Below are 25,893 nucleotides of genomic sequence, written 5' to 3'. Positions count from 1 at the left end.
CCCTGTGAGGCGTTCCGGCGGACGCAGGACGCTCCTCGTTCATGGGAGCCCGCCCTAGCCCGCCGGAATCTCGACCTTGCCCACCAGGCGCTCGAAGATGGCGCGGACCCGCTGCTGGCACTCGGCCATCGAGTGTTCCAGATAGGCGAAGTCCGGCGCCTCTCCGGCATGCACCAGAAGCTCCTTCACGCCCCGTGGCACCGTGTCGACCTTGAAGGCTCCTTCAAGGGTCAGTCGCTGCACCTGGGTGAGCGCATGATAAAGGCGGATGGCGGGGATCAGCACCTCGGCATCGCCGGCGGCAAGGTATCCCGCATCGCGGCAACGCTCGAGCGCCGTCTCCGTCGTCTGCGACAGGATCTCCGGCCGCTCCGCCGCATGCGCCAGTTGCAGGAACTGGGCGATGAACTCGATATCGACCAGTCCGCCGGCCACCTGTTTCAGGTCCCAGATATCCTTGGTGCCCTTCTCCGCCTCGATCCGCGCGCGCATCGTTGCGACCTCGGCGGCGATTTTTCCCGCCTCGCGGGGCCGCGCCAGCGTCTCGCCGATATGCGTCTCGATGCGTTCCTTGAAGGCGGCGCCCGAACTGGCGATCACCCGCGCCCGGGTCAGGGCCATATGCTCCCAGGTCCAGGCCTCGCTCACCTGATAGGCCTCGAAGGAAGACAGCCGCGTCGCCAGCGGACCGGCATTGCCGGAGGGGCGCAGCCGGAAATCGACCTCGTAGAGCCGGCCTTCCGCCGTCGGCGCGGAGAGCGCTGAAACGAGGCGCTGGGTCAGGCGGATGAAATACTGGCTCGGCGCCAGCGGTCGCTTGCCGTCGGTCTCCTCCACGTCCTCGTCGTGCTCGTAGAGCAGGATGAGGTCGAGATCGGAGGACGCGGTCATCTCGCGTCCGCCAAGCTTGCCCATCGCCAGCACCGCCCAGTCGGCCCCGTTGAGCCGACCGTGGTTCTCCGCCACGTGGTTCATGACGAAGGGCATCAGCCCGGCGATGATGCTCTCGGCGAGCCGCGCCAGCGCCTCGCCGACCTGATGCGCCGTCAGCGTGTCGGAGAGCAGCCGCATGCCGATCAGGAATTGCTGTTCCTGCGCGAAGATGCGCGCCCGGTCGAGCGCGTCCTCGTAGAAGCGGGCGAGATCGAGGGTGCGGGCAAGCCCGGCGCGGAATTCCGCGGAGGTCGGCATCGCGCCGAAAAAGGCCGGGTCCATCACCGCGTCGAGCACATGCACCCGCTTCGACACCACCTCGCCCATGCGTGGCGCGGCGCCCATCACCGTCGCCAGCAGGCGCAGCAATTGCGGGTTGGAGCGCAGCAGCGAGAACAGCTGCACGCCGGCAGGCAGTTTCGACAGGAAGCCGTCGAAGGCGAGCAGCGCCTGGTCGGCATTGTCGGTGCTGGCAAGGGCCGCGACGAGCACCGGATGCAGCTCCGTCAGCCTCTCGCGCGCCTTGGAGGAGCGCACCGCCGGATAACGGCCGAAATGCCAGGCACGGATGATCTTGCAGGCTTCCTTCGGCCGCTGGTAACCGAGCCCTGACAGGGTTTCCAGCGTCTCGGGGTCGTCGTCATCGCCGGTGAAAACCAGATTACCGAGATCGGAGGCAAGCTCCGGCTCGTTCTCGAACAGGGCCGAATAGTGCTTCTGCACGGTGCGGAAGCGGGTCCGCAGATCGCTCTCGAACGGGTCCATCTCGTCATAACCCATCAGCCGCGAGACGCGCGCGCGCGCCTCCTCCTCGGCCGGCAGGATGTGGGTCTGCTCGTCATTGACCATCTGGATGCGGTGCTCGACGCAGCGCAGGAAGCGATAGGCCTCGGTGAGTTCGTCGCGCGCGTCGGCGGCGATCCAGTTCAGCTCTGCGAGCGTTGCCAGCGTTTCCAGCGTCCGGCGCCCGCGCAACTCGGTGATGCGCCCTCCGGCGATCAGCTGCTGGGTCTGGGCGAAGAACTCCACCTCGCGGATGCCGCCACGCCCGAGCTTGACGTTGTGGCCGGCGACCGCGATCTCGCCGTGCCCCTTGTGAACGTGGATCTGGCGCTTGATCGAATGCACGTCGGCGATCGAGGCATAGTCGAGATACTTGCGCCAGATGAAGGGCACGATCTCCTTCAGGAAACGCTCGCCGCAGGGAATGTCGCCGGCGCAGGCCCGCGCCTTGATCAGGGCGGCGCGCTCCCAGTTCTGGCCCAGGCTTTCATAGTAGACGAGCGCCGCCGGGATCGACATGGCAAGCGGCGTCGCGCCGGGATCGGGGCGCAGGCGCAGGTCGGTGCGGAACACATAGCCGTCCGCCGTCCGGTCGCCCATGATCTTGACCAGCCGCTTGGTCAGGCGGACGAATTCCACCGGCGCCTCGGCGCCCCCCGTCACCGGCGCGTGTTCCGGCTCATACAGCACGATCAGGTCGATGTCGGAGGAGTAGTTCAGCTCGAAGGCGCCGTATTTGCCCATGGCGAGGATGACGAAGCCGCAATCACGCTCCGGCGCCGCCTCGTCCGTGATGGCGAACTTCCCGCGCCGCGCCAGGTCGCGCAGACAGAAGCGGATCGCCGCCGTCAGCGTCGCGTCCGCGAAACGGCTGAGGCTGCCCGTCACCGCGTCGAGATCCAGCGCCCCGGCAATGTCGGCCAACGCCAGCGTCAGGGCGAGGTCCTTTTTCAGCCGGCGCAGGGAGGCCATCACCGAGGTCTCGTCGTCACCGGCAACCTCGCGCGCTTCGGCAACCAGCCGGTCCACCCGCTCCTGCGGCGCGCTTGTCAGGATGCCGGCAAGCCGTTCGGGATCGGCACAGGCGAGATCGCGCAGGAAGGGGGCATTGGTCAGGGCCCCGGCCAGAAAGACCGATGCCCTTTCGCGTGTTTCCACGTCGCCGGACAGCGTATCGAGGGCGGGTGCCAGGTCGGACAGAAGCGCAGCCGCGGCCTCCCCGTCGGCTGCCCGCGGCACGATGCGGATTGCCTCGCACAGGCGCAAGGCCCCGCCGGTCGTCTTGCTGCCTTCTGCCACGTTCACCCCCCAGTCCTTCATATCCGGCGTTGCCCACCGCGTTTTCGTTTCAGGCGCGTTGTCCGTTTCAGCCGCGCCCGGCGGCCTCCCCCGCCTCCCGGTTCGCCGGCAGGCGCAGCCGCGCGACCAGCCCCGGCGATCCGTCGGCCAGCTCCAGCCGCCCGCCATGCAATCGCGCCACGGCGGCAACGAGACTGAGCCCCAGGCCTGAGCCGGGAGCGCTGCGGCTTTCTTCCAGCCGCACGAAACGCTGCTGCACGCGCTCCTTGTCCGCGTCGGCGATGCCGGGTCCGTCATCGCTGACGGCAAGCACGATATCAAGTCCCTCGCGCAGCGCGCGCAGCTCCACCCTTACGGCATCGCCCTCGTCCTGCCGAGCGTATTTGAGCGCGTTTTCGACAAGGTTGATCAATGCCTGGACGATCAGCTCCCGGTTCGCGGAAAGAACCAGCCCCTCCCCGGCGACGCTCTCGAGCACGCCGCCGGCATCCTCGACGACCGGCGCGTAGAGTTCCGCGACCTCCTGAACAAGGACCCCGGCATCGAATTCGGCAAAGCTCGCGCCGGAGGAACCGGCCTCGACCCGGGCGATCCGCAGCAGCGCGTCGAAGGTGCGGATCAGGCCGTCGCAATCCTCGATGGCCTGCTCCAGGACCATCCGCGCGGGTCCCCCGCCGCCGGCTCCTGCCGCGTCCTGGCGCAGCGCCTCCTCCAGCCGGTTGCGCATCCTGGTCAGTGGCGTCTTCAGGTCATGGGCGATGTTGTCCGAGACCTCCTTCAGCCCCTGCATCAGGCTTTCGATGCGGGTCAGCATGGTGTTGAGGCCGATGGCGAGGCGGTCGAATTCGTCGCCGCTGCCTTCCACCGGCAGGCGTTCGGCAAGATCGCCCGACATGATCCGCCGGCTGGTTGCCGTCATCGCGTCGATGCGTTTCAGCACGCGGCGGCTGACGAAGACCCAGGTGACGAGGCCGAGCGCGGCCAGCACGAACAACCAGAAACGCATCGCCTCGGCCAGAAGCGAGCGGAAATACTGCTGCTCCTGCAGGTCGCGGCCGACAAGCAGGCGAAACCCGCCGGACAGCTGGAAGACCCGCACCAGCGCCGCGCGCTGCGCGCCGCCGCCGATCGGCGTGTAGACGACGCGCTGCAACTCGCCGCTCTCGCCGGCCAGCACCCGGTCGTCCAGTTCCTCGATATTGCCGACAAGCTGGTTGGCGGCAAAATCCGTGACCAGGTAGAGACTGGCGCCCGGCCGGCGCGAGCGCGCGTCGACGGTGGCAACGAGGCCGCGAATGCCGGCCACCTGGTAACGGTCGGCGAGACCCGAGATCTCCGCGTCGACCGTCTCGACGATCTGGTCGCGCAGCACCGTTGCCGTGTTCTGGGAGAGATAGACGAGGACCGCGCCGGAGGCCAGCGTCAGTGCCGCCAGATAGATCAGCGCCAGCTTGATCGCGGTGGTCCGGAAGACCCGGGCGGTCGTTGTCAGCACCGTCATGAAGCGGGACGCCCGGCATCGCCGCCGGCATCGCGGCCAGTGTCGCGTATCGTGTAGCCGGCGCCACGAATGGTGTGCAGCAGCGGCCGGTCGAAATCCTTGTCGATCTTCGCCCGAAGCCGCGAGACATGAACGTCGATGACGTTGGTCTGCGGGTCGAAATGATACTCCCACACATGCTCCAGCAGCATGGTGCGGGTGACCACCTGTCCGGCATTCTGCATGAGATATTCGAGCAGGCGGAACTCGCGCGGCTGCAGAGGAATGTCCTGCCCGGCCCGGGTCACGGTGTGACTGAGCCGGTCCAGCGTCAGGTCGCCGACGCTGTAGCGGGTCTCGACATCCTGCTGCCTGGGCCTGCGGCCGAGCGCCTCGACACGGGCCAGCAGTTCCGAAAAGGCGTAGGGCTTGGGCAGGTAGTCGTCCCCGCCGGCGCGCAGGCCCGTCACCCGGTCGTCGACCTGGCCGAGGGCGGAGAGAACCAGCACCGGTGTGTGGTTGCCTTCCGCGCGCAAGGCCGAGATCACCGACAAGCCGTCGCGCCTGGGCAGCATCCGGTCGACGACCAGCACGTCGAACGGCGCGCTGGAGGCAAGCTCGTGGCCGGTCTCGCCGTCGGCGGCGTGATCGACCACATGGCCCGCCTCGCGCAGTGCCTTGACCAGATAGTTGGCCGCTTCCCGGTCGTCCTCGACAATAAGTATCCGCATGACCTCTTCCGTGTCTGGGCCCCGCGCCGAAGCCGTTCGAACCGTTTAGCACCTGGGCACCCGAATCTGAAGTTCGCCGGACGTCCTGGCGGGCACCGAACGGACTTCAACGCCATCATGTCGGGGCATGGCACCAGGACTGATGCGCGGTCGTCAAAAAACCCCGAACCGCGTCACCGCGATCCGGGGCCCGGTTTTCCGGCGCGCTGCCTTGGCGATTGCGGACCTCGCCTGTCGGGCGCGCCGGTCCGCCGGCCGGAAGCCCGGCATCCCCTGGTTCCCGGGGCTTGACCGGGCAAAGGACACAGGGCTCCGGGACGGTCCGCGCCCGGCCGGATATGTCCGGGCGCGGTTCTGCCTCTGGCGTCAGCCCTTGGCGACGGGCACCGCGACGAAGCGGGTGGCGTTCTCGTTCTGGACGCGCATCAGGACCGCCTTGCGGCCGCTTTCGCTGGCACCGAGAACCGCGCCGGCGACATCGCCCGGCTCGTTGACCTGCTGGCCAGCCACCTCGAGGATCACGTCGCCGCGCTTGAGACCCTTCTCGGCCGCCGCGCTGTCGGCGGAGATATCGGTCACCACGACGCCCTTGTCGCCCGCGCCGACGCTCTTGGCGGAGGCCAGCTCGACGCCGAGACTGTCGACGAAGGCCGTGTTCTCGCCCGTCGGCTCGACAGCCGCAGCGCGCGCCTCTTCCTGGAGCCGGCCGAGTTTCACCTCGATCGCCTGCTCGCGGCCGTCCCGCCAGACATCCAGCGTCACAGTGGTTTCCGGCGGATAGCTCGCGATCTTGCGGGCCAGGTCGCGCGGGCTGTCGATGGTCTCGCCGTCGACCTTGAGGATCGTGTCGCCGGAGCGGATGCCCGCCTTGAGCGCCGGGCTGTCGCCCTGCGCCTCGGCGACGATCGCGCCCTTCGCCTTGTCGAGGCCGATGCTCTCGGCAATGTCCTTCGACACCGGCTGGATCTGGACGCCAAGCCAGCCGCGCACCACCGTGCCATCGTTCTTCAGGTCGGCGACGATGTTCTGCGCGGTCGAGGCGGGAATGGCGAAGGCAATGCCGACATTGCCGCCCGAGGGCGAGAAGATGGCGGCGTTGACGCCGATCACCTGACCCTTGACGTTGAAGGCCGGGCCGCCCGAGTTGCCCCGGTTCACCGGCGCGTCGATCTGGATGAAGTCGTCATAGGGACCCGCGCCGATGTCGCGGCCGCGTGCCGAGACGATGCCGGCCGTCACCGAGCCGCCAAGGCCGAACGGATTGCCGACGGCGACCACCCATTCGCCGACCTGCGGAGCGTCGGGGGCAAACTCGACATAGGTGAAGTCGCTCTCGCCCTCGACCTTGAGCAGGGCAAGGTCGGTGCGCTTGTCTGCGCCGATCAGCTTTGCCTCGTATTCCTCGCCCGTGTCGGTGATCACGGTGAACTCGCTGCCGCCGGAGACGACATGTTCATTGGTGACGAGGTAGCCGTCCCCGGTGATGAAGAAGCCCGAGCCCTGGCTGGTGCCGTAACGGCGCGGCTGCTCGCGCTGCTGACCACGCCCTTCGCCGTGCTCGCCGCCAAAGGGCTCACCGCCGAAGCGGCGGAAAAAGCGCTGCAAGGGATGGTCCTGGGGCAGGTCCTCGAAGCCCGGCAGGCCGCCGCCGCGCGACGACATCATGCGCGGCGTGGTCTCGGAGCGAACCCGCACGCTGACAACGGCCGGCTTCACCCCGGCAACGACGGCGGCGAAGCTCTGCGGGGCGGCGCTTTCGACGCGCACCGGATCGGCAAAGGCGAACTGGCCCGGCACGACGGTCTGCGCGCTCAGCGCACCGGCAAGGCCCAGTGCCAGGGCGCCGGCGACGAGGCCGCCCTTGCGGCCACGCGGCAGACGGCGAAAGGTTGCGGAAATACGTTTGGTCGACATGTTTCTCTCTCCACGTCAGGCCCGGCGGAAGCGCCGGGAGGGTCAGGAAGCTTCGAGCCCGGCATGTATCGCGGGGAAGCGCGTGCCGATGCTGTCCTGACCTATATGGAGGAGGCCGCCTTACGGCCGCCTGTCGGGGGCATTAAGCTTTTGTAATGTGGAGCCCCGCGGGTCGGGGCCGCTCACGCCTGACGGGTGACGATCGCAGCCCCCGCCTCCAGCGTCCGGTGGACGGGGCAACGGTCGGCGATTTCCAGCATCCGCGCCCGGGTGTCCGCGTCGATCTCGCCCTCGATGGCAATGCGCCGCTCGAAGCGGTCGATGCGCCCGTCCCGTTCGCGGATCTCCCCGGCGCAGTCCTCGCAGTCCGCCGCGTGCACCTTGGCATGCAGGACGGTCGCCGCGATGCGCCCGGCCGCGATCCCCTTGCGTTCGGCATAAAGACGCAACGTCATCACCGTGCAGGCGCCGAGCGCGGCCGCGAGGTAGTCGTAGGGCGAGGGCCCGCTGTCGAGCCCGCCGACATCCTCCGGCTCGTCGGCGATCAGCCGGTGCCGGCCGGAAACGACGGTCGACTGGAACTTGCCGAGCCCCGTTTCGGAGACGTGCACCCCCTCGCGCGTATCGACCGCCGCCGTTTCCCGGGCCGTCTCGAGATAGCGCGAGACCCAGCCGGCAATCACCCTTGCCGCATAGGCGGCATCGCGCGGGTCGCTCAGGAGGTGATCGGCGCTGTCGAGCGAGACGAAGCTCTTGGGGTGTTTCGCAGCAACGAAGAGGCCCGTGGCATTGTCGATGCCGACCGTCTCGTCGAGCGGCGCGTGCATGACAAGCAGCGCCTTTTTCAGGTGCGCAACGCGCTCACGCACGTTTTGGGCGGAGATGTCGTCGAGGAACTGTTTCTCGATGGTGAAGCTGCGTCCGGCAAGCGTCACCTCGGCCCGTCCCTTCTCCCGGATCGTGTCGAGATCGGCGCCGAAATTATGGGCGACGTGATCGGCATCGGCCGGCGCGCCGATGGTCGCCACCGCGACCGCCTCGGGGATGTCGGCGGCGGCCGCGATCACCGCCGCGCCGCCCAGGGAATGGCCGATCAGAAGCTTCGGCGCCTCGTATTTCTCCCGCAGGAAGGCGGCGGCCTTGATCAGGTCGGAAACGTTGGAGGAGAAATTGGTCGAGGCGAAGTCGCCACCCGAACCGCCAAGCCCGGTGAAGTCGAAGCGCAACACCGCAATGCCGTCACTGGTCAGCGCCTCGGCGATGCGGCGCGCCGCCGTCACGTCCTTGGAACAGGTGAAGCAGTGGGCGAAGAGCGCATAGGCCCGGACCGCGCCCGCGGGAAGATCGAGCCGCGCTGCAAGCTCGGCGCCCTCATGTCCCTCGAACGTCAAACGGATCGGTTTGGCTGGCATCGGCCTTCTCCCAAATTCTGCTGGTGAACCCTTGGCGCGCGCGGTCAGCCTAAAGCATTTCAGGCGGATGGCGCGAGGGCGGACACAGCACGAGTTGGGAACGCCCGGCGTGCGGCGCCAGATGCTGGCGGTTCACAACACCGGGACGACAACGTGAAGAGGAGGGAAAAGCCAGGGGCGCCACGCCCTCGTCGTGGCAGCGTCAACGCTCCGCGTCGGCGCCCAGGATGCGGTCGAGCTCGGCCTGCTCACCGGGGTCGAGGCGCGTGCCGGGGGCCGTGCCGGCTTCCTCGGCCCTGAGCGCCGTGTCTCTCGCCCGTCGCCGGGCGGCAAGGGCCAGCACGATGCCGCCGCCAAGCAGCACCAGCGGCGCCAGCGACCAGAGGATCACCGTGTTCCAGGAAAAGCGCGGCTTCAGCAACACGAACTCGCCATAACGCTCGACCAGGAAGTCGATCACCTGCGCATCACTGTCCCCGGCCACGAGCCGCTCGCGGACCAGCACGCGCAGGTCCTTGGCCAGCGGCGCGTCGCTGTCGTCGATCGACTGGTTCTGGCAGACCATGCAGCGCAGCTCGGCGGACAGATCGCGGGCGCGCTGCTCCAGGACCGGATCGCCGAGCACCTCATCGGGCGCGACGGCGAGTGCCGGCGCGGCGGCAAGCGTCGTCAGCACCACGGCCAGCGCGGCAACAAGGGTGCGCAACCCAGCAAGGAGAGAAGGCTTGCGCATCGCCCTACTCCGCCGCCGCCAGCTGCCGGCGAGCGGGCTTGGGCGCGCCGACCCGCAGCCGCCGGTCGAACAGCGAGACCACGGCCCCGCCTCCCATGACCAGGCAGCCGAGCCAGATCAGCGTCACCAGCGGCTTGTGGTAGAGGCGGATATCGGCGCCGCCGTCGGCATGCACCTCGCCGATCGAGACATAGATCTGCGACAGGCCGAAGGTGACGATCCCGGCTTCCGTCGTCGGCATGCGGCGCGCGGTGTAGAGACGCTTGGCCGGATCGGCCTCGGCGACCTTGGCACCGCCCCGATAGATGTCGAAATGACCGACATCGTCGATGTAATTCGGGCCCGTGCGCCGCGCCAGCCCGCCGAAGGCGAGCCGGTAATCGCCGATCTCGACGCTCTCGCCCGGGCGGATGGTCAGCACCTTCTCCTCCTCGAAGGCGGAGACGGCGACGATGCCGAGCAGCGTGATGCCGATGCCGGCATGGCCGAGCGCCGTTCCCCAGGCCGAGCCCGGCAGGCCGTAGAGTCGCGACAGGCCGGTCGACAGCCCCACATCGCGGAAGCGGGCCCGCGACAGGATTTCCGCCACCGCACCGCAGATCACCCAGGCGGCAAGGCCGACGCCGAGCGCGGCAAGGATCTTTTCCGTGCCCTGCGCCCAGGCGGTCACCAGCGTCGCGGCAAGCGCGAGGCCGAGCACCGCGTAGAGCCGCTGGCTCACGGCGGCAAGGTCACCGCGTTTCCAGGCAAGCAGCGGACCGAAGGGCATCGCGATCAACAGCGGCACCATCAGGGGCCCGAATGTCAGGTTGAAGAAAGGCGGACCGACGGAGATCTTCTCGTCGGTCAACGCCTCCAGCGCCAGCGGATAGAGCGTGCCGACCAGCACCGAAACGGCGGCGACCGTCAGGAGCAGGTTGTTGAGCACCAGCGCGCCCTCCCGGCTCACCGGCGCGAACAGGCCGCCCTGCTTGAGCAGCGGCGCGCGCCAGGCGTAGAGCGCCAGCGACCCGCCGATGAAGGCGACGAGAATGCCGAGGATGAAGGTGCCGCGCAGCGGGTCGGTGGCGAAGGCGTGGACGCTGGTCAGAACGCCGGAACGCACCAGGAAGGTGCCGAGCAGCGACAGCGAGAAGGTCAGGATGGCGAGCAGCACCGTCCACACTTTCAGCGCGCCGCGCTTTTCCATGACGATGGCCGAATGCAGCAGCGCCGTGCCGGCAAGCCAGGGCATGAAAGAGGCATTCTCGACCGGGTCCCAGAACCAGTAGCCGCCCCAGCCGAGCTCGTAATAGGCCCAGTAGGAACCCATGGCGATGCCGAGCGTCAGGAACATCCAGGCCAGCAGCGTCCAGGGCCGCACCCAGCGCGCCCAGGCCGCATCGACGCGGCCGAGCAACAGCGCGGCGATGGCGAAGGAGAAGACGATGGAGAAGCCGACATAGCCGATGTAAAGCAGTGGCGGATGGATGGCGAGGCCGACATCCTGCAGGATCGGGTTGAGGTCGTTGCCCTCCATCGGTGCCGGCGACACCCGCAGGAACGGGTTGGACGTCGCCAGCATGAACAGCAGGAAGGCGGCAGTCACCCAGCCCTGCACGCCCAGCGTCGCCGCCCTCAGGTCGGCCGGAATGTTGCGGCCGAAGGCGGCGACCAGCGCGCCGAAAAGCGCCAGGATCAGCACCCAGAGCAGCAGCGAGCCCTCGTGGTTCCCCCACACGCCGGTGATCTTGTAGAGGTCGGGTTTCGCCGAGTGGGAATTCTCGACCACGTTGAGCACCGAGAAGTCCGACGTCACATAGGCATGGCTGAGGGCCGCGAAGGCGATCCCGACCAGCAGGAACTGCATTCCCGCAACAGGCGGCGCCACCGCCATCAGGCGCCGGTCGCCGGAAACAGCGCCCCAGACCGGCACGACGCACTGCACGAGCGCCAGCACGAAGGCGAGGATCAGCGCGAAATGTCCGAGTTCGATGATCATGGCCGGTTCTCTCCCTCGTCGTCGCGGCGCCGTCCGGCCCGGCAGCCTTGCCGGCCCGGGTCGCCTTGACGGCCGGTTATTCCTTGCCTTGCCATACGCCCTTGCCCTTGAGCGCGTCGGCCACTTCCTTGGGCATATAGTTCTCGTCGTGCTTGGCAAGCACGTTGTCGGCGTAAAACAGCCCGTCCGGCTTCATCACCCCCTCGGTGACCACGCCCTGCCCCTCGCGGAAAAGGTCCGGCAACAGGCCGACATAGACCACGTTGACGCTCTCCACCGTATCCGTCACCGTGAAGCGGACCTCGGCGTTCTCGCCGCGCGTGACGCTGTCCTCGGCCACCAGCCCGCCAAGGCGGATGCGCTGACCGTCGGGGATCGTCTTCGCCACGATGTCGCTCGGGCTCTGGAAGAAGACGATCTGGTCGTTCAGCGCGAAAAGGATCAGGCCGACCGCGACGGCCAGCACGGTGCCGGCGGCGGCGATCATTGTCAGGCGTCGTTGCTTGCGCGTCATCTTGCTGTCTCGCTTCATCCACGTCCCGCGGGCAATCCGGTGCCGCGCGGCGCCGGCCTTGCGGGCGTCACGACCCCTCTCCCAGCTCGCGGGCAAGGCTCTTCACCTGCGCGAGCGCGGCCGGATCATCCTTCAGCGCCTCGCCTGCGCGCGCAATGACCTGGCGCAAACGGTCCGTGTCGCCAAGCACGGCCAGCGCCCGCATCAGCTGCAGCCATTCCGCGGTCGAGCCGCCATCGGCGGCAAGCCGTGCGTCGAGGCCATCTACCATGGAACGGATCATCGCGCCGCGCTCGTCCGCCGCCATTCCCTCGGCGGCCTTTACGTCCTCGCGCGAGGGGCCGGCAACAGGCTCGCCGGCAGGCGCTGTCTCGACCCCCAGCTTCGCCAGTTCGATGCGCACGGCCTCGGCCCATGCCTCGCCGCCGCGGGCATCCTTCAGGAGGTCCTGCCAGGCGGCGATCGCCGCTTCGCGCCGGTTCTCCTGGGTGAGCGCAAGCGCCAGGAAGAAGCGCGGCTTGACCGCCTCCGGATCGAGCTTCACGGCCCGTTCGAACGCGGCATGCGCCTCGGCGCTCACAATTCCGTTATTGGCGACCACAAGGGCCTCGCCCCGGTCGGTCTCACGGTTGACATCGGGACCGAGCAGCCGGATCGCGGCCGCATAGGCGGCGGCGGCGTCCTCGGGCCGGCCGAGTCGCATATAGACCGGCGCCAGCACGTCCCAGCCGCGGCCGTCTTCCGGGTCCTTCGCCAGATGCTGCTCGACCCGGGCGACGAGTTCGGGCAGCGACCTGTCCTGCGTGGAGGCCTGCAGGCGCGCGACGAGCGGCTGGTCGGGAATGTCGGGAGCGCCGAAGGCGAGATAGGCGCCGATCGCGGCGAGCGGAACGACGACGACCGCCAGCATCTGGACGACGCGCAGCCGAAGCCGGCCGGCGTCACCCGGTTCCCCGGTCGCGTCCCGGGTCGCGGCCTGGTCGGCGGCGATCAGCCGGCGGGCGATTTCCGTGCGCGCGGCCACGGCCGCCTCCTGGGAGATCAGGCCCCGGTCGAGATCGCGCCCGACTTCGTCGAGCTGCGCCTTGTAGACCTCCGCGTCATGGGCGGAACCTGCGCGCGCCTGCGCGCGCCCGGAGCGGGCCAGCGGCACGAGAACGGCAAGCGCCGCCAGCACGGTCAGAAGGGAGAAGGCAATCCACATCGTCATAAGGGGGATATAGACCGCGCCTTGCCGGTTTCCGCAAGTGGAAGCCGCCTGTGACAGGGGGTCGCGCCGGGCGCGCCGGTCAGGAGGCGGCCTGCTTGGCCTCGGTCTTCGGCGTAAGCGCTGCCTTGCGGCTGCGGCGCAGCTGGTCGGCGTAGTCCTTGCCGTAGAAGTCCTCGCACAGGTCGATGGCGACATCGACGGCAACCAGATGCGCCTTGCGCTCGGCGCCCTTGGATTCGGACAAGGCCTGGAGCAGCGCCCGCGTCTTGATCTCCAGCGACTGGTCGAGCGCCTGGCGCGTGCGCGCCGTGATCTCGTTGACCGCGAGGCTTTCGGCCACATCGCGCATCTTATTGACGAGCATGACGCCGCGATGCGCTTCCTCGAGCAGCAGCACGTCGACATCCGGCTCTCCGTCGGCACCGATCTTCGGCACCGTCAGGGCGCGGCGGATATTGCCCATCGTCGCCTCGAGCTCGCGGGTGACAAGGCCCGACAGGGCGCGGCGGGTTTCGGCAACGCGTTTTTGCCAGGCCGGCTTCTCGGTCAGGTCGAACTGCCGGTCGAGCACCTTGACCAGCCGCGAATAGGCGTTGATCGCCGATGACAGCTCCCGGTTGGTGCAGCTGCCGCAGGCGATGCCGGAAAACCGCTCCACCTCCGACAGGGCCATCTCGGCGAAGACCGCATAGGGGCTCGCGGCGATCTTGCGGATCGACATGGATCCGGCAAGAGCGGCGGCAAGCGAGAGCATCGATTCAGGCGCTTCCACCCGGTTCAGCACGATCGCACCGACGAGGTGCTTGTGATCGGGATGGCGGTCGGCGACGGCCTTGATCCGCACCAGCGACGGACTGCCCGCCTTGAAGTCCCATTCGGTCAGCCGTTCGGGCAGGCTTTCGCGCAAGGCGTCGAGCCATCCCATCTCGACGATGGCGGCGGCAACATCCTCAAGGTCGCGCAGCGCCCGTTCGCCGCCCACCAGCATGCAGATCTTCTGGTGCGAGCGGTCGTCCGCATGGGCCTCGGCAAGAGCCTTCTGCAGCGGTTGCAGGACATGGCGGCGCAGGCTTGCGGCCATCTCCACCACCTCGTCCGGCTCGGTCTCGAGGCGGCGCGAGAGCTCCGTGGCGACCGAGACCCGGTCGGGCGCAATGTCGCGGGCGATCCAGGTCCAGATCAACGGCAGGCTGGCGCGGGTGATGCGACCGGGTTCCTTGGCCGGCAGCATCTCGCTGAGCAGCAGGTCCTCGACCGGCACGAAGAACAGCCTTTGCAGCCAGTTCTCGCGCGGCTCGGAATCGAGGACGACGCCGCAACTGCGCCGGGCGGCACTGACGCAGGCACCCAGAATCAGGTCGAGATGAGGGTCGTCGGAGCCGCGCGCACGCGCGCTCTCGAGCCCGCGCAGCAGGGTCTGTACCGCGCGCGGAGACAACGCATCCAGATAGGAGCGGATTTTTTCAGTCAAATGGTGCCGATCAGGCATCAGTCCGCGCTCGACAAGGGATGAAAACACACTGTCGAAATCATCGCAGAAAAGGATTAATCGAATCTTGGCAACGGATTGAGAGAAACACCGAGGATCGGCAGCCGGGCCTTGACGACCCTGCGTCAGGTCAAACGCCCCCGGGGCGCGAACCGTCAGGTGATCGGCTGCCACCCGCCGTCATCGCCAAGGCAGGCGGATCCGCGCATCGAGCGCTCCGTCTCGCCGACCATGACGACATGCGTGTAGTCGCGGCAGACGATGTTGTTGACCTGGTAGTTCGGGCCGGTAACGACGCGCCCGCGCGTGCCGTTGCCGCGATTTTGCCACTCGACGGTCTCACCGGTGCGGTTGGTTCGCAGCGCCCCGCGCCAGGCGGTCGCGGCGGCGCGCCGGTCGTCGACGGAAAGGCCCTTGCCGGCTTCCGAGCGCATCAGGTCGGCAAGCACGACATCGGCCTCGGATTGCGGCACGGCGGCGGCGCTGAAGGCGCTGCCGAACAGGCTGCCGCCAACGACGACCGGGCCGCTGTCGACATTGCTGCTGGTGCCGCAGGCACCTGCCAGCATCGCGGCCGCCACCACACTCGCCAGCCTGAAGGCTTTCATTCCTCGCACCCGCCCTTGCCTCTTTCGTTTGCGTCCTGCGTATCGATCACGTCACGCAAAACCCGCAACCGCATCAAAAGTTCCGCCAACCCGGCTCCACATCGCCGGAAACCCGCAATCCACCCTTGCCGGCGCACGGATCGCCGGAACCGAATCTAGCCAATCGGGCAGGAAACGCCAACCGGGAGGAAGGGTCGGCCCGAGTGAATGTGAAACAAGGTTACACATGCCTTTGTGGCCGAACTGCGTCCCGCAACCCTGCCGTTCAGGGCATTTTCGCCGCACTGCAACCTGCAGCCGGGCGCCCCTCACAGGGCCGGCAGGACAAGCCGCGCGGCAAGCCCTCCCGCACGGGCTCTGGAGAGCGACAGGTCGCCTCCATAGAGACCCGCTAGGTCGACCACGATCGACAGGCCAAGGCCGGTGCCAGGCACCGTCTCGTCGAGCCGCCGGCCGCGCTTCAGCGCCTCCGCCCGTTCCTGTGCGCCGAGCCCCGGGCCATCGTCCTCGATGATCACCACGACCCGCTCCGCCGTCGCTCCCTCCCCTTGCGGCGCGACACTGACGCGCACCCGGGAGGACGCCCACTTGCAGGCGTTGTCGATCAGGTTTCCGGCCATTTCCTCAAGGTCCTGCTCCTCGCCGCGAAACCGGACGGGCGCGCTGATCTCGAGCGAGATGTCGAGACCGCGATCGCGGTGGATACGGCTCATCGCCCGGATCAGGCGGGTCAGCACCGGCTCGACCTCGCAGGAAACGCCGATGACGCGGCGCTGCGCCGCCATGCGGGCGCGTTCAAGGTGATGATTGACCTGGCTGCGCATCAGTTCGGCCTGCTCGCCGACCTTGCCGGCGAAGGGAGCGTCCTGTCCGCGCACCTCGTTGACGATCACGCTGAGCGGCGTCTTCAGCGCATGCGCCAGGTTGCCGACATGCGTGCGGGCGCGTTCCACCACCTCGCGGTTGGAGCGCACCAGCGCGTTGAGTTCGACCGCCAGCGGCCTGAGCTCCGGCGGCAGGTTCTCGTCGACGGTCTGCGCGTCGCCGCGCCGGACGGCGGCCAGCGAGGCGCTCAAGGTCGCCAGCGGCCTGAGGCCGACCCGCACCTGCAGGAAAATGGCCCCGACGAGTCCCAGGCCCAGAACCAGCAGCGTCAGCGCCACCTGGCCGGCGAAATCGCTCTCGCGCTCGCGCAGTTCGGCCGTGTCGCCGGCAACCGCGATCCGGTAGGCCGCCGCCTCGCCGAAGATGATCGTCCGCTGCAGGGCGCGCAGTTCGGCCGAGCGCGGGCCGCCGATCACCGATTTCAGCACCTGGCCGGGTTCGGGCTCCGGCAGTTCGAGGCGGTCGCCAAGCAGCGATTCGGAGGAGAACAGCACCTCGCCGGTCTCCGCCTGCATCACCATCCAGTACCAGCCGGAGGCCGGCAGGTCGAAGCGCGGGTCGCCCAGGTTGCCGGGCACGGCGGGCGAACTCGGCGTGCCGGCAGCCATCTCGCCGATGATCGCCTTGAGATAGACGTCGAGCCGGGCGTCGAACTCGCGCTCGCTCGCCTCCCGGTAGAGCGTCACCAGGACAAAACCGGTGACGAGGAGCGCCACCAGCGACCACAGCGCCGCGACCATGATGAGCCGGGTCGCGATCGAACGCTGGCTGCCACGCGGAGCGGGCGCGGGCGGCGCTTCCTGCACCGCCTCGGTCTCGGGCCCCGCCGTTTCAGGCATCGGGCTCGCCGATGCGGTAGCCCAGGCCGCGCACGGTCTCGATCAGGTCGCTGTCGAGCTTCTTCCGCAAGCGCCCGACAAAAACCTCGATCGTATTGGAATCGCGGTCGAAATCCTGATCGTACAGATGCTCGATCAGTTCGGTGCGCGAGACCACCCGGCCCTTGTGGTGCATCAGGTAGGAGATTAGGCGGAACTCGTGCGAGGTCAGCTTGATCGTCGATCCGTCCTTGGTCACCTTGCCGGCGCGAATGTCGAGACGGAACGGGCCGACGGCGATCTCGTTGCTGGCATGGCCTGCCGCGCGGCGCAGCAGGGCCCGCAGCCGCGCCACCACCTCCTCCATGTGGAAGGGCTTGGCGACATAGTCGTCGGCGCCGGCGTCGATGCCGGCGACCTTGTCCGACCAGCGGTCGCGGGCGGTGAGGATCAGCACCGGCATCACGCGGCCGTCGCGGCGCCAGCGTTCCAGCACCGACAGCCCGTCCAGCACCGGCAGGCCGAGATCGAGCACCACCGCGTCATAGGGTTCGGTATCGCCCAGAAAGTGGCCTTCCTCGCCGTCATGGGCGGTGTCGACCACATAGCCGGCCTCGCCAAGGGCCTCGCAGAGCTGCCGGTTGAGGTCCTTGTCGTCTTCCACCACGAGCAGTCGCATGCGTTCGGTCGTCCTTTGATGGCAGGAATTGGCGGGAAGGCCGGGCGGGCCTCAGCGGAGCACCTGGCCTGAGCGGGCATCGATGACATGGTTTGCGACGCGTCCGCCCGAGAGCACGGACAGGACATAGACGAGGCGCCCGCTCTCGCGGCACAGTTCGGCGCGCACGATCTCGCCACTGACGGCGCCCGCGACGCTGCCGAGCGGGCGGGCCTCGCCGCTTTGCACCGCAGACCGCGCCTGCTGCTGGCTCAGGCACTGGGCCGAGGCCGCAGTCGCCGGAACGACAAGCGCCAGCGCCAGCGCGAGGACCCGCGCGGCGCGTCGAAAACCGGACGCCGTGCCGGTGAATATGGGTGTGTGCCTGACCATGCCCGATCCATATCGCGATGCGCCTGAATAGCACATGAACACATCGCGCAGGAACCTGAGGGGTTTCGCGCCGGCTCACCCCTTGCCGGACAATCCCGCGCGCGCCGCGCGCACCGCGCCCTGCACCCCGTCGACCAGGAACAGCGACAGGAGGATGCCGCCGGCCCATTCATCGAGCGGCGGCGGCAGGGCGGCGACATCCCAGTCGAAGGAAAACACCGAATCGGCGATCACCGCGCTCCACCACAGGCCAAGCGGCAGGACGAAGAGCAGCCGCCCAAGCCGGGCGGCGGAGAAAAAATGCCCCTGTTCGGCGATCAGCACGGCGCGGGCATGGGCGCGCGCCTCGATCTCGCCGCGAATTGCCTCACCCGCGAGATCGGCCGATATCCGCGCCGCCTCGGAACGGGCCGCGACGCGGTTCTCGAAGGCCCTGACCAGCGCGCTGAGCAGCGGTCCGGTGAGGAACCCCAGCAACCCGCTCATCGCGGCCGCCCCGGACGCGCCTCTCGCCGCCAGCCGGCCGGTTCGCCGGTGACATGGCGCAGAACGATGTTGGCGAGGTTGACGAGAACAACGATCCACAGCGCCCGGTGCGGGCCGAGGGCGCTCGCCCAGTCGACCTCGCCCAGAAACCTGAGCGCCTCCAGCGACACGATCCCGGCGGCCGTCAGGCCGTTGACGACAAGTGTTCTCCATCCGCGCATGCGAGATACTCCTTCCACGTCCTTGCAATGATGTGAGGGGAGCCGCTCAGCCGGCCCGGCTCGGGCGGCGGCGGCGCCAATGCCGCCGGACGAGCAGAAGCACACCCGCGCCGATGATCGCCGCGACAGCCGCCCCGGCGATCCACCAGGGGGAAAGCCCCTCGCTCTCCACCATTCCCGCCGCGCCAAGACCGAACGCGGAGACAAGCGAGGCCCACAGTCCGCGCCGCGCCCGGGCCGACCGGTTCCCCGCCTCCGGCGCTGCAACAGGGTTGCCCTCTCCAGCGCCGCCATCGCCGTAGTCGCCTGCAAGCAGCAATGCCGCTTCCTCGCGGCGGCGGCGAACGAGGCCCGCCAGCCGCCGGCCGCCGGCCGTGTTGTAGTTTGCGCCAAGGATCTCCGCCGCGCCGCGCCTGTCGCCCGCCTTCAGCGCCCGCGCCCAGCGCCAGCGCAGCGCCCGCGGCCCGAGATTGAAGGCGACGGAACAGGCGGCATCGTGCTGGTGCTGCGGGAGTTCTCCAAGCTCCCGCGTGACGGCCGCGCCATATTCCCCGTCGACGAGCCGGCGCAGCAGCGCATCCGCCTCCGCCCGTTCCAGCCGGTCGCCGGGCGCCAGGGCCCGTCCGTGCCGGTCACGCCAGTAGGCTGCGAAAACGCGGCTGCCCATGGTGAAGCCGTAGCCGATGGTCAGCACCCCGACCGGATCGCGATAGGCCCTGGCGACGAAACCCTCGTGCCGGGCGATGAGGGCAAGTCCCCTGTCGCTGATGCGCATGGGCGTCTCCTCGTGGCTGGAAATTGCGGATCAAACGGTGAGATCGAAGGTCCCGGGCGTTCCCGGGCCGATGACGGCGGAGACCTGCCTCACGCGCAGCCGGAACGCGGCCTGCGGCGCGCCGAAGGCGGCAAGTTCCTCGCCCGCCGTCACCACCAGCTCCGACGCCTCCGTCTCGCGGGTCAGGAGCGGCAGGTCGCCGCCGTCGAGCAATTCGGCGAGATAGGCCTCGCGCTCCTCGCCAAGCGGCACCTCGCCCTCACGCCAGCCGTCGCCGCCGATCCGCGTGCGGCGGATCCAGGTGAACCGCGCCTCGCCGCCGGAAAGTCGTTCCGCCCTCGCATGGACCGGCGCGAAGGGCATCAGGCCGCGCGCGCCGGCAGTGTGGTCGATGTCGGTCCGCGCCGGGCTGTCGAGCGGCTGGCCCGCCGGCACCAGCGCGTGGGTGAAGGCAAGGCCGATCTCGTCGAGCGTCAGCGACAGCGGCGTCAGCGCCTCGTCGACCAGCACCGCGCGGCTGCCGGCCGGCGTCGGTGTCAGGGCGGCCGTCTCCGTCCCCTGCTGGCCGCGCAACAGCATGGTCAGCGCGTAGCGGCGCGGGCCGACAAGCTGCGCCTGCGCGAACTGGACGATCTCGAGGCCGCCATCCGGCGCCAGGACAGCCAGGGGATTGGCGCCCGCCAGGACCGCATCCTCGGTGACGGAGGACAGCGTGCCGCCGGTCACCTCGATCTCGATCCGCCCCGCCCGGTCCCAGACGGCGACCGGCCCCGGCGCGAGATCCTCGACAAGCGTGCCGGTCAGGGCCGGTTTCTCTACCCGTGCTAGCAGCGTCTGCGGCACGCCATCGCTTGCCCGGTAGACATGGATCGCGCCCGGCCAGGGGGTGACGAAGGCTGCGATCCGCGGTTGCTGCGGCGCCTCGTCGCCCGGCATCGGCGGCAGGTCGAGGATCAGCGCATCGGCCCGGCCGGCAACCGCAGTGATGCTGCGCGGCCGCGCCTCGCCGCCAACGGCCCGTGCCCGCAAGGGCGGTGGACGGCGCACGGACCGCGCCACGATGCGGCGTGTCTCGCCCTCTTCCACCGCCTCGATGCGCAGCTCCAGCGTTTCCGCCTGCCCCGTCAAAGGGTCCGCCACCAGCCGCGCCACGTCGCCCGGCTCCAGCGCGATGCTGCCCGGCGGCAGAGCGAAGCGCACCTCCTCGCGCTCGGCCCAGCGCCGGACCAGCAGTCGTTCGGCAAGGCTCGACGCCAGCGCCGGATCGAGGCTTGCGGCGAGGTCGATTTCCTCCACCCGCCTGCCATTGCCGGCGATCTGGCCCGTGATCTGGCCCGTGATCTGGCTGGTGATGCGGCGCGAGGAAACGACGAAGCGCCGGTGCTCGCGCACCGGATCGCGCGCCGCGATCCTGACCTCGGCCGGCACCTCCGCCTCCTGCGCGCGGCGCAGCCCGGTCGCCGCCCGCCCGTCCGCGCCCGCGACAATCTCCCCTGCCCCCAGATCCGCAAGCGAGGGGCTCCAGGCCGGCACAAGCGCCAGGTCCGTCCCCCTGTCGACGGCGACCGCGCCATGCGCCTCGACGAGCGGGGCCAGCACGTCGCGTAGCCGCACCGGCCCAGACACGGCGATCCCGTCGAGCGTGCCCGGCAAGCCGGCGCAGTCGAGCAGGTCGCCGGGCAGGCCGAAATCGGCGGCAAGCCGGCGGACAAGTCCGGCCAGCGACAGGCCGCCAAGGCGGCCGTTCAGCCAGTGGCCGGCGCGCCAGTTGCCGCCATCGGCCCAAAGATCGGTCTGCGCGGGAAAGGCGGGATAGGGGCGGGCATCCCAGGCCCACAGACAGATGTGGCCCGGATCCACCATCGGCCCGCCATAGAGCGGCGACACCGGGTTGTGACCGGGCGCGACATCCGGATGCATGCCCGACCAGTGACCGATGACGGCCTCCAGCGCGCGGCGCTGGACGAGGTCGTCGCGACCGCCATCGGAAAAGCGCGGCCAGGCGGATTCCGACGACTTGGCATCGAAGAAAACGTTCGGCTGGTTGGCGCCAAAGGCGATCGCCGGCACGCCAAGCTCGGTCAGCCAGACCGGTTTGGAGCGCGGAATCCACTCCGTCGAAACGCCTGCCTCGACACCGCCGATCCGCTCCACATGGGCGTTCTCCCACCAGCCGGCAATGTCCTTGGCGCGGTAGACCCAGGGCTTGCCATACGCCCCGTCGGTGATCGGCGTGCGCGTTCCCGCCCGCCGGTCGGCCTCGCTTGCATAATACCAGTCGAAATCCTCGCCGCCGGCAACCGCCACCGCGAGCGGACCCAGCGCATGCGGGTCGACTTCTCCGTCCGGGTCGTTCTCCTCGCGCCGGTCGGCGAGCGGGAAATAGGCGTCGATCCCGACCGCGTCGATCGCCGGATCGGCCCAGAGAGGGTCGAGGGGAAAGCGCAACTCGCCCGGCGCGGGTTGATGGGCGCCGTATTCGCTCCAGTCGGCCGCATAGGTGATCTTCGCGCCCGGCAGGATCGCCCGTACCTCACCCGCCAGTTCGCGCAGCACCTCGACGAAGGGAAAGTGGCCGGATGCATCCGACAGGCGCGTCAGCCCGCGCATTTCCGAGCCGACCAGGAACGCGTCGACGCCGCCGGCCGCCGCCGCAAGGTTGGCGTGATGCAGGACAAAACGCCGGTAGGACCATTCCGTCGGTCCCAGGTAGAGCACGCCCGAGGACTGCGGCAGGAAATGCGCGGGCTCGGCGCTGCCGGCGAAGGCGGCGATCTCTGTTGCCGCCGCGACCGTTCCCTCACTCGTCCCGGGCAGGCCGGGGGCCACCTCGCCGGTGATCCGCCCGCGCCAGGGGTGGGCGGCCTGCTCCGCCCCGCCATAGGGGTCGGACAATCCGTTTGCCGGCGGCACGTCCATCAGCAGGAACGGATAGAGCGCCACTTCAAGGCCGCGCGCCTTGAGGTCGGCGATCGCCGCGATGACGCTGGCGTCCGAAGGCGTGCCGCCATAGGCCGGCACCCCTTCGTGACGGCTCACCTCCTGCGCTGTCGATCCGATCAGCCCGGAAACGCCCCAGATCGCCCCTTGCGTCTGGCGGCCGCGCGTCTCGACTTTCGGACGAATGGTGCAATGGCCGGCGCGCAGGTCGTCTGCGAACCAGGCGACCACCAGCGCGACACGTTCGAGCCCCGGGCACAGCGCCTGCAACTCGTCAATCGAGGCGGCCCAATTGCTCGGCGCATGCATCACCTGCCGGTTGGCGCTTTCCGAAACGCCCGGCCGCACCGTCCAGGTGACGGGCGCGGGCTCATAGACGAACTCGCCCGCGCCGGGGATGATCGTCACCGCGCGCACCAGATCCTCAAGCTCCCCGGCGGCGCGGATCACCTCGAAAGTCAGTTGCGGCAACCGGTCGCCGAAAGCTTCCAGCGGCAGCCGCTCGAAGACGACATAGGCCGTGTGGCGATAGGCCGGCGTCTCCCCCTGCAACGCCGAGATCAACGGATCGGGCGGCTGGTCGGCACCGCCCCTGTGGACGCGCCAGGTGATGCCGGTCATGTCCATCGGCTTGCCGTCGGCCCAGACCGCGCCGACATGCGACACCGGCCCGGCACACAACGCCACGGCGAAACTGGCGAAATAGCGGTAGCTGCGCACCGTCGTGCCGCTGCCGCCCCCGCCCTTGCCGCCGCTTCTCTCCTCGCGCACCTCCTCCTCGAAGCGCGTTGCCCAGATCACCTGCCCGGCAAGCCGCACCCGCCCATGGACCATCGGCAGCGGCGCGCCTTCGGTGGAGGACTGCACGGCAAGCTCGTCGAGCCTGCGCCCCTCGATGGTGCGGCTCGACCCGAACAGCTGCTGGTCGAGCGCATGACCGGCAACGGCGCCGGCCGCCTGACCGAGCAACGCGCCGGTGCTGCCCAGAAGCGCCGCGCCGATGGCCTTGCCGGCGGCCGCGAGGATCAAGGTTGCCATGGGTCCACTCCGGGAAAGGAGAAGGCGGCGGCGATGCGCCCGCGCCAGGCGGGCACCAGCGGGCTCTCGCTGACCGCGACGCCCTCATAGGCATGGATGATGCAGGCATCGCCCGTCAGCGATGCGCAAGAGAGGATGCCCGCATGCTTGACCGGCGCGCCGTCGCGCCAGCGGAACAAAAGCACGTCCCCCGGCCCCGCCCGGGCCGGATCGCATTCGCGCATGTGGCGGCGGGCGGCAGAAAGGAAACTCTCGCGTGGATCGGCCTCGGCCCAGTCGCGGCTGTAGGGCGGCGGGGTCTCCGGCTCGCGCCCGTAGAGCGCGCGCCAGGTGCCGCGTACCAGGCCGAGGCAATCGGCGCCCGCGCCCTTGCAGCTCGCCTGGTGGCGATAGGGCGTGCCGATCCATTCCCGCGCTTCGCGCAGGATGTCGTCGCGTGTGATCATGTGGCTGCCTCCCTGCCGGCACCACGCCTCAGCGCACCAGCGTGCCGCCGTCGTTTTCCGCCGCCCCGCGCTCGGGATAGGCGAGCGCCCGGTCGGTGCCGGGCATGTGGGGGAATCCTTGAAAATTCACGCCATTGGCGAATTTGGCGCGGCAGGTGACGAAGCGCTTGTCGCAGCCAGCGGACAGGCGGACGCCGGCCCCCGCTTGCGGGACGCCGGGAAGCGGAGCGATCAGGCCGATGCGGCGGACGCCGTCCTCGACCCTGTCCGAGACAATCTCCCCGCGCAGGCCGGCAAGCGGCCCGTCGAGCATCTCGAGTATGCCGCCGGCGAACCAGTCGGCCGCCGGACCGGCAACACCCGCAACGCGCAGCCGGTCGCCGCTGTCGGCCAACGCCACCGTTCCGCTGAGGCGAAAGCCGCCGGCCGCAAGATCGAGCGCGCAGCGCGTGTCGCCGAGATCGGCGTCGCACAGATGCGAGAACACCCGCCCCTGCGGCTGGTCGAGGAGATGGGCAAGGCCGCGCAGTTCGGCGCGAAAGGCATTGCCGGCGCGGCTCACCTCGCCGATGACCGCGCGCCTGAGCAGCATGCGCGCCCCGGTGTTGGTCCAGTCGACCAGGAAAATCTCGACTCGCGCCCCATCCCAGAGGCCGGCTGAAAGATCGGCCTCCGAGATGCGCTTGGAGGCGAGAATGCCGGTCGCCTCGGAACTGCCCGTCGCGAAATCGGGCTCCAGCGTCGTCGCGCCTGCCTCGAAGCCGAGTTCGGGACGAAACGTCGTCCCGTCAAAGGCAAGCACCCGGTCATGGTCGGTGAAACCGAGCACCGTTCCCTCGCGCCGCGTCAGCCGCCAGCAGGTGGCAAGTGTCGTCGCGGGGCCGGCAAGCGCCTCGGCAAGAGCTGCCGGGATCTCCTTCATGCGCCGCCCTCCGGCAAGGGGTCGATCTCCACCAGCGGGATCGTCGGCGCCCGCCCCGCTTCGAAATGGGTGAGGCTGAGGTCGAGCGCGTCGGTGTCGAAGCGCACCGGAACGTCGAAGCGGAAACCCGACGTCACCGCCGCGCCCGGCACGGGTGCGACCGACAACACCACCGTTCCGCTCGCCATGTCGCAGGTGAAGTCGTCCCCCTCAGTGAGTTCCGCGCCATCGACCGCGACGCGCACCGTGCCGGCCACCGGCTTGGCGATGCGCCGCACATGGACGAGCGCGCCCGTGCCGTAGGTCTTGGCGAGAAGAAATTGCGTCCGCGTCCCGTCGCCCTCGCCCAGCAGGCAGTCGCCGGCCGCGACCGCGTTCCCGCTCGCGGGCGAGGCATGATCGAAGGGATCGCGAAAACGAAAGCCCGTCAGGCGGCCGCGCACACGCTCGAAAAAGGCGGTCACCGTCTGCAGGTCGGCGAGCGAGGCGACCCCGGTGCCGGCATCGTAGCGCCGCCAGGACCCGGCCCTTCGCGCGTTGCGCATCTCCGCGCCGGAGGCAAGCGTCACCACCTCCGTGCGCCATTGCGGCCCGCCGCTCGCGCCGAAGGCGACCGACAGCGGAAACCGCTCCTCGATGAAGCCCGGCGTCATCGATCAGCACCCGCCGGGTAAAACGCATGCCGTTTGATCTCGCTCAAGGCGGCCTGGTCACGGGCCGCGCAATGTCGGCTCAACAAAGGAGGTCTAGCGGACATGAGTCATGTTCCCCACGAGTTGCACGAGGAATTCCCGGACGCCGCCGACGCGCTGCATGCGCTGAAGACGACAAACACCCATTTCACGCGGCTCGCCGATGACTATCACGCGGTCAACCGCGAGATTCACCGGGTCGAGACGCAGGTTGCCCCGGCCTCCGACGAGGCGCTGGAGGAGCTGAAGAAGAAGCGCCTTCATCTGAAGGATGAGATTGCGGCGATGCTCGCCGCTGCCTGAAACGCCGGTGCCCGAGCCCCTCCTCTTCGGGCCCGACGTCAAAGCCCGCGCCGTCCCCGTCCGACGGCGCGGGCTACCATTGTCGCGATCTGCCCCTCCGATCTTGCAAAGCTCTCCGCGTCGCGCGTTTCCACGTTGAAGACGATCTGCGGCGCACCAGAGGCCCCGCCGGCGGCAACCCCGAGCCGGCCGCCCGCATCGCGCGCCAGCGGCAGCACCGCCTCCGCGC

At 69.2% G+C, this 25,893-nt stretch carries 22 protein-coding genes and 1 pseudogene; 1 reads left to right on the top strand and 22 read right to left on the bottom strand.

What is annotated here, in order from left to right; all coding sequences use genetic code 11:
• Positions 1 to 54 precede the first annotated feature (54 nt).
• The 21 genes from RBB46_RS14060 to RBB46_RS13960 all read right to left on the bottom strand — a co-directional run bounded on the left by RBB46_RS14060 (position 55) and on the right by RBB46_RS13960 (position 25,322).
• Entirely contained in the window at positions 55 to 3,021 is a 2,967-nt protein-coding gene (locus tag RBB46_RS14060; protein WP_306029638.1) for a bifunctional [glutamine synthetase] adenylyltransferase/[glutamine synthetase]-adenylyl-L-tyrosine phosphorylase, read from the bottom strand.
• A 61-nt stretch (positions 3,022 to 3,082) separates the two neighbouring features.
• Positions 3,083 to 4,516, bottom strand: coding sequence for a HAMP domain-containing sensor histidine kinase (locus tag RBB46_RS14055; protein WP_306029637.1), 1,434 nt, complete (start codon positions 4,514 to 4,516; stop codon positions 3,083 to 3,085).
• Entirely contained in the window at positions 4,513 to 5,226 is a 714-nt protein-coding gene (locus tag RBB46_RS14050) for a response regulator transcription factor (protein WP_306029636.1), read from the bottom strand. Before RBB46_RS14050 ends, RBB46_RS14055 begins: the two co-directional genes overlap by 4 nt.
• A gap of 366 nt (positions 5,227 to 5,592) precedes the next feature.
• Positions 5,593 to 7,140: a Do family serine endopeptidase gene (locus RBB46_RS14045; RefSeq protein ID WP_306029635.1), complete on the bottom strand. Its 1,548-nt coding sequence runs from the start codon at positions 7,138 to 7,140 to the stop codon at positions 5,593 to 5,595.
• 182 nt (positions 7,141 to 7,322) lie between these two features.
• On the bottom strand, positions 7,323 to 8,552 hold the full coding sequence (locus RBB46_RS14040; RefSeq protein WP_306029634.1) for a bifunctional alpha/beta hydrolase/OsmC family protein: 1,230 nt from the start codon (positions 8,550 to 8,552) through the stop codon (positions 7,323 to 7,325).
• A 202-nt stretch (positions 8,553 to 8,754) separates the two neighbouring features.
• Positions 8,755 to 9,285 (bottom strand): cytochrome c-type biogenesis protein, encoded by a 531-nt coding sequence (locus RBB46_RS14035; RefSeq protein ID WP_306029633.1) that lies wholly within the window; start codon positions 9,283 to 9,285, stop codon positions 8,755 to 8,757.
• Positions 9,286 to 9,289: 4 nt separating this feature from the next.
• Positions 9,290 to 11,266 carry a heme lyase CcmF/NrfE family subunit gene (locus RBB46_RS14030; RefSeq protein ID WP_306029632.1) on the bottom strand — a complete coding sequence of 659 codons (1,977 nt, stop codon included), beginning with the start codon at positions 11,264 to 11,266 and terminating at the stop codon, positions 9,290 to 9,292.
• A gap of 76 nt (positions 11,267 to 11,342) precedes the next feature.
• A complete protein-coding gene (gene ccmE, locus RBB46_RS14025; protein WP_306029631.1) occupies positions 11,343 to 11,780 on the bottom strand; it encodes a cytochrome c maturation protein CcmE in 438 nt (145 codons plus the stop codon).
• A 67-nt stretch (positions 11,781 to 11,847) separates the two neighbouring features.
• Positions 11,848 to 12,990 carry a c-type cytochrome biogenesis protein CcmI gene (gene ccmI, locus RBB46_RS14020; RefSeq protein WP_306029630.1) on the bottom strand — a complete coding sequence of 381 codons (1,143 nt, stop codon included), beginning with the start codon at positions 12,988 to 12,990 and terminating at the stop codon, positions 11,848 to 11,850.
• Positions 12,991 to 13,069: 79 nt separating this feature from the next.
• The gene (locus RBB46_RS14015) at positions 13,070 to 14,461 is read right to left on the bottom strand and encodes a hypothetical protein (RefSeq protein WP_306029629.1); all 1,392 of its coding nucleotides are present in this window, start codon (positions 14,459 to 14,461) and stop codon (positions 13,070 to 13,072) included.
• A gap of 173 nt (positions 14,462 to 14,634) precedes the next feature.
• Positions 14,635 to 15,087, bottom strand: a complete 453-nt coding sequence (locus tag RBB46_RS14010; RefSeq protein WP_306029628.1) for an RT0821/Lpp0805 family surface protein — start codon at positions 15,085 to 15,087, stop codon at positions 14,635 to 14,637.
• 308 nt (positions 15,088 to 15,395) lie between these two features.
• On the bottom strand, positions 15,396 to 16,811 hold the full coding sequence (locus RBB46_RS14005) for an ATP-binding protein (protein WP_306029627.1): 1,416 nt from the start codon (positions 16,809 to 16,811) through the stop codon (positions 15,396 to 15,398).
• Positions 16,804 to 17,469, bottom strand: coding sequence for a response regulator transcription factor (locus RBB46_RS14000; protein ID WP_306029626.1), 666 nt, complete (start codon positions 17,467 to 17,469; stop codon positions 16,804 to 16,806). Before RBB46_RS14000 ends, RBB46_RS14005 begins: the two co-directional genes overlap by 8 nt.
• Positions 17,470 to 17,520: 51 nt before the next feature.
• On the bottom strand, positions 17,521 to 17,841 hold the full coding sequence (locus RBB46_RS13995) for a PepSY domain-containing protein (RefSeq protein ID WP_306029625.1): 321 nt from the start codon (positions 17,839 to 17,841) through the stop codon (positions 17,521 to 17,523).
• 75 nt (positions 17,842 to 17,916) lie between these two features.
• Positions 17,917 to 18,327 (bottom strand): hypothetical protein, encoded by a 411-nt coding sequence (locus tag RBB46_RS13990; protein WP_306029624.1) that lies wholly within the window; start codon positions 18,325 to 18,327, stop codon positions 17,917 to 17,919.
• Entirely contained in the window at positions 18,324 to 18,548 is a 225-nt protein-coding gene (locus tag RBB46_RS13985; protein ID WP_306029623.1) for a hypothetical protein, read from the bottom strand. Before RBB46_RS13985 ends, RBB46_RS13990 begins: the two co-directional genes overlap by 4 nt.
• A 46-nt stretch (positions 18,549 to 18,594) precedes the next feature.
• Positions 18,595 to 19,323 (bottom strand): lysozyme, encoded by a 729-nt coding sequence (locus RBB46_RS13980; RefSeq protein WP_306029622.1) that lies wholly within the window; start codon positions 19,321 to 19,323, stop codon positions 18,595 to 18,597.
• Positions 19,324 to 19,353: 30 nt separating this feature from the next.
• The gene (locus RBB46_RS13975) at positions 19,354 to 23,301 is read right to left on the bottom strand and encodes a glycoside hydrolase/phage tail family protein (protein WP_306029621.1); all 3,948 of its coding nucleotides are present in this window, start codon (positions 23,299 to 23,301) and stop codon (positions 19,354 to 19,356) included.
• Positions 23,289 to 23,747 carry an NlpC/P60 family protein gene (locus tag RBB46_RS13970; protein ID WP_306029620.1) on the bottom strand — a complete coding sequence of 153 codons (459 nt, stop codon included), beginning with the start codon at positions 23,745 to 23,747 and terminating at the stop codon, positions 23,289 to 23,291. The genes RBB46_RS13975 and RBB46_RS13970 overlap by 13 nt, the downstream gene beginning before the upstream one ends.
• A 28-nt stretch (positions 23,748 to 23,775) precedes the next feature.
• Positions 23,776 to 24,669: a DUF2163 domain-containing protein gene (locus RBB46_RS13965; protein ID WP_306029619.1), complete on the bottom strand. Its 894-nt coding sequence runs from the start codon at positions 24,667 to 24,669 to the stop codon at positions 23,776 to 23,778.
• Positions 24,666 to 25,322 carry a DUF2460 domain-containing protein gene (locus RBB46_RS13960; RefSeq protein WP_306029618.1) on the bottom strand — a complete coding sequence of 219 codons (657 nt, stop codon included), beginning with the start codon at positions 25,320 to 25,322 and terminating at the stop codon, positions 24,666 to 24,668. Before RBB46_RS13960 ends, RBB46_RS13965 begins: the two co-directional genes overlap by 4 nt.
• A gap of 102 nt (positions 25,323 to 25,424) precedes the next feature.
• Between RBB46_RS13960 and RBB46_RS13955 the strand changes: the two genes are divergently transcribed.
• Entirely contained in the window at positions 25,425 to 25,664 is a 240-nt protein-coding gene (locus RBB46_RS13955; RefSeq protein WP_306029617.1) for a YdcH family protein, read from the top strand.
• A gap of 38 nt (positions 25,665 to 25,702) precedes the next feature.
• Here RBB46_RS13955 and RBB46_RS13950 read toward each other — a convergent pair.
• Positions 25,703 to 25,893, bottom strand: a pseudogene (locus tag RBB46_RS13950) (phage tail tape measure protein); the annotation flags it as partial.

The organism is Stappia sp. MMSF_3263, from assembly GCF_030733745.1.
Lineage (GTDB): Bacteria > Pseudomonadota > Alphaproteobacteria > Rhizobiales > Stappiaceae > Stappia.
Note: the sequence above shows the minus strand (reverse complement) of the source record. Positions and strands in the feature narration are given on the sequence as shown.

Coding starts and splice junctions, on each gene's coding strand:
- RBB46_RS13955 (WP_306029617.1), top strand. CDS start 25,425: ATGAGTCATGTTCCCCACGAGTTGCACGAGGAATTCCCGGACGCCGCC.
- RBB46_RS13975 (WP_306029621.1), bottom strand. CDS start 23,301: ATGGCAACCTTGATCCTCGCGGCCGCCGGCAAGGCCATCGGCGCGGCG.
- RBB46_RS13970 (WP_306029620.1), bottom strand. CDS start 23,747: ATGATCACACGCGACGACATCCTGCGCGAAGCGCGGGAATGGATCGGC.
- RBB46_RS13995 (WP_306029625.1), bottom strand. CDS start 17,841: ATGGTCAGGCACACACCCATATTCACCGGCACGGCGTCCGGTTTTCGA.
- RBB46_RS13960 (WP_306029618.1), bottom strand. CDS start 25,322: ATGACGCCGGGCTTCATCGAGGAGCGGTTTCCGCTGTCGGTCGCCTTC.
- RBB46_RS14045 (WP_306029635.1), bottom strand. CDS start 7,140: ATGTCGACCAAACGTATTTCCGCAACCTTTCGCCGTCTGCCGCGTGGC.
- RBB46_RS13965 (WP_306029619.1), bottom strand. CDS start 24,669: ATGAAGGAGATCCCGGCAGCTCTTGCCGAGGCGCTTGCCGGCCCCGCG.
- ccmE (WP_306029631.1), bottom strand. CDS start 11,780: ATGACGCGCAAGCAACGACGCCTGACAATGATCGCCGCCGCCGGCACC.
- RBB46_RS14050 (WP_306029636.1), bottom strand. CDS start 5,226: ATGCGGATACTTATTGTCGAGGACGACCGGGAAGCGGCCAACTATCTG.
- RBB46_RS14040 (WP_306029634.1), bottom strand. CDS start 8,552: ATGCCAGCCAAACCGATCCGTTTGACGTTCGAGGGACATGAGGGCGCC.
- ccmI (WP_306029630.1), bottom strand. CDS start 12,990: ATGACGATGTGGATTGCCTTCTCCCTTCTGACCGTGCTGGCGGCGCTT.
- RBB46_RS14030 (WP_306029632.1), bottom strand. CDS start 11,266: ATGATCATCGAACTCGGACATTTCGCGCTGATCCTCGCCTTCGTGCTG.
- RBB46_RS13980 (WP_306029622.1), bottom strand. CDS start 19,323: ATGCGCATCAGCGACAGGGGACTTGCCCTCATCGCCCGGCACGAGGGT.
- RBB46_RS14035 (WP_306029633.1), bottom strand. CDS start 9,285: ATGCGCAAGCCTTCTCTCCTTGCTGGGTTGCGCACCCTTGTTGCCGCG.
- RBB46_RS14000 (WP_306029626.1), bottom strand. CDS start 17,469: ATGCGACTGCTCGTGGTGGAAGACGACAAGGACCTCAACCGGCAGCTC.
- RBB46_RS13985 (WP_306029623.1), bottom strand. CDS start 18,548: ATGCGCGGATGGAGAACACTTGTCGTCAACGGCCTGACGGCCGCCGGG.
- RBB46_RS14010 (WP_306029628.1), bottom strand. CDS start 15,087: ATGAAAGCCTTCAGGCTGGCGAGTGTGGTGGCGGCCGCGATGCTGGCA.
- RBB46_RS14005 (WP_306029627.1), bottom strand. CDS start 16,811: ATGCCTGAAACGGCGGGGCCCGAGACCGAGGCGGTGCAGGAAGCGCCG.
- RBB46_RS13990 (WP_306029624.1), bottom strand. CDS start 18,327: ATGAGCGGGTTGCTGGGGTTCCTCACCGGACCGCTGCTCAGCGCGCTG.
- RBB46_RS14055 (WP_306029637.1), bottom strand. CDS start 4,516: ATGACGGTGCTGACAACGACCGCCCGGGTCTTCCGGACCACCGCGATC.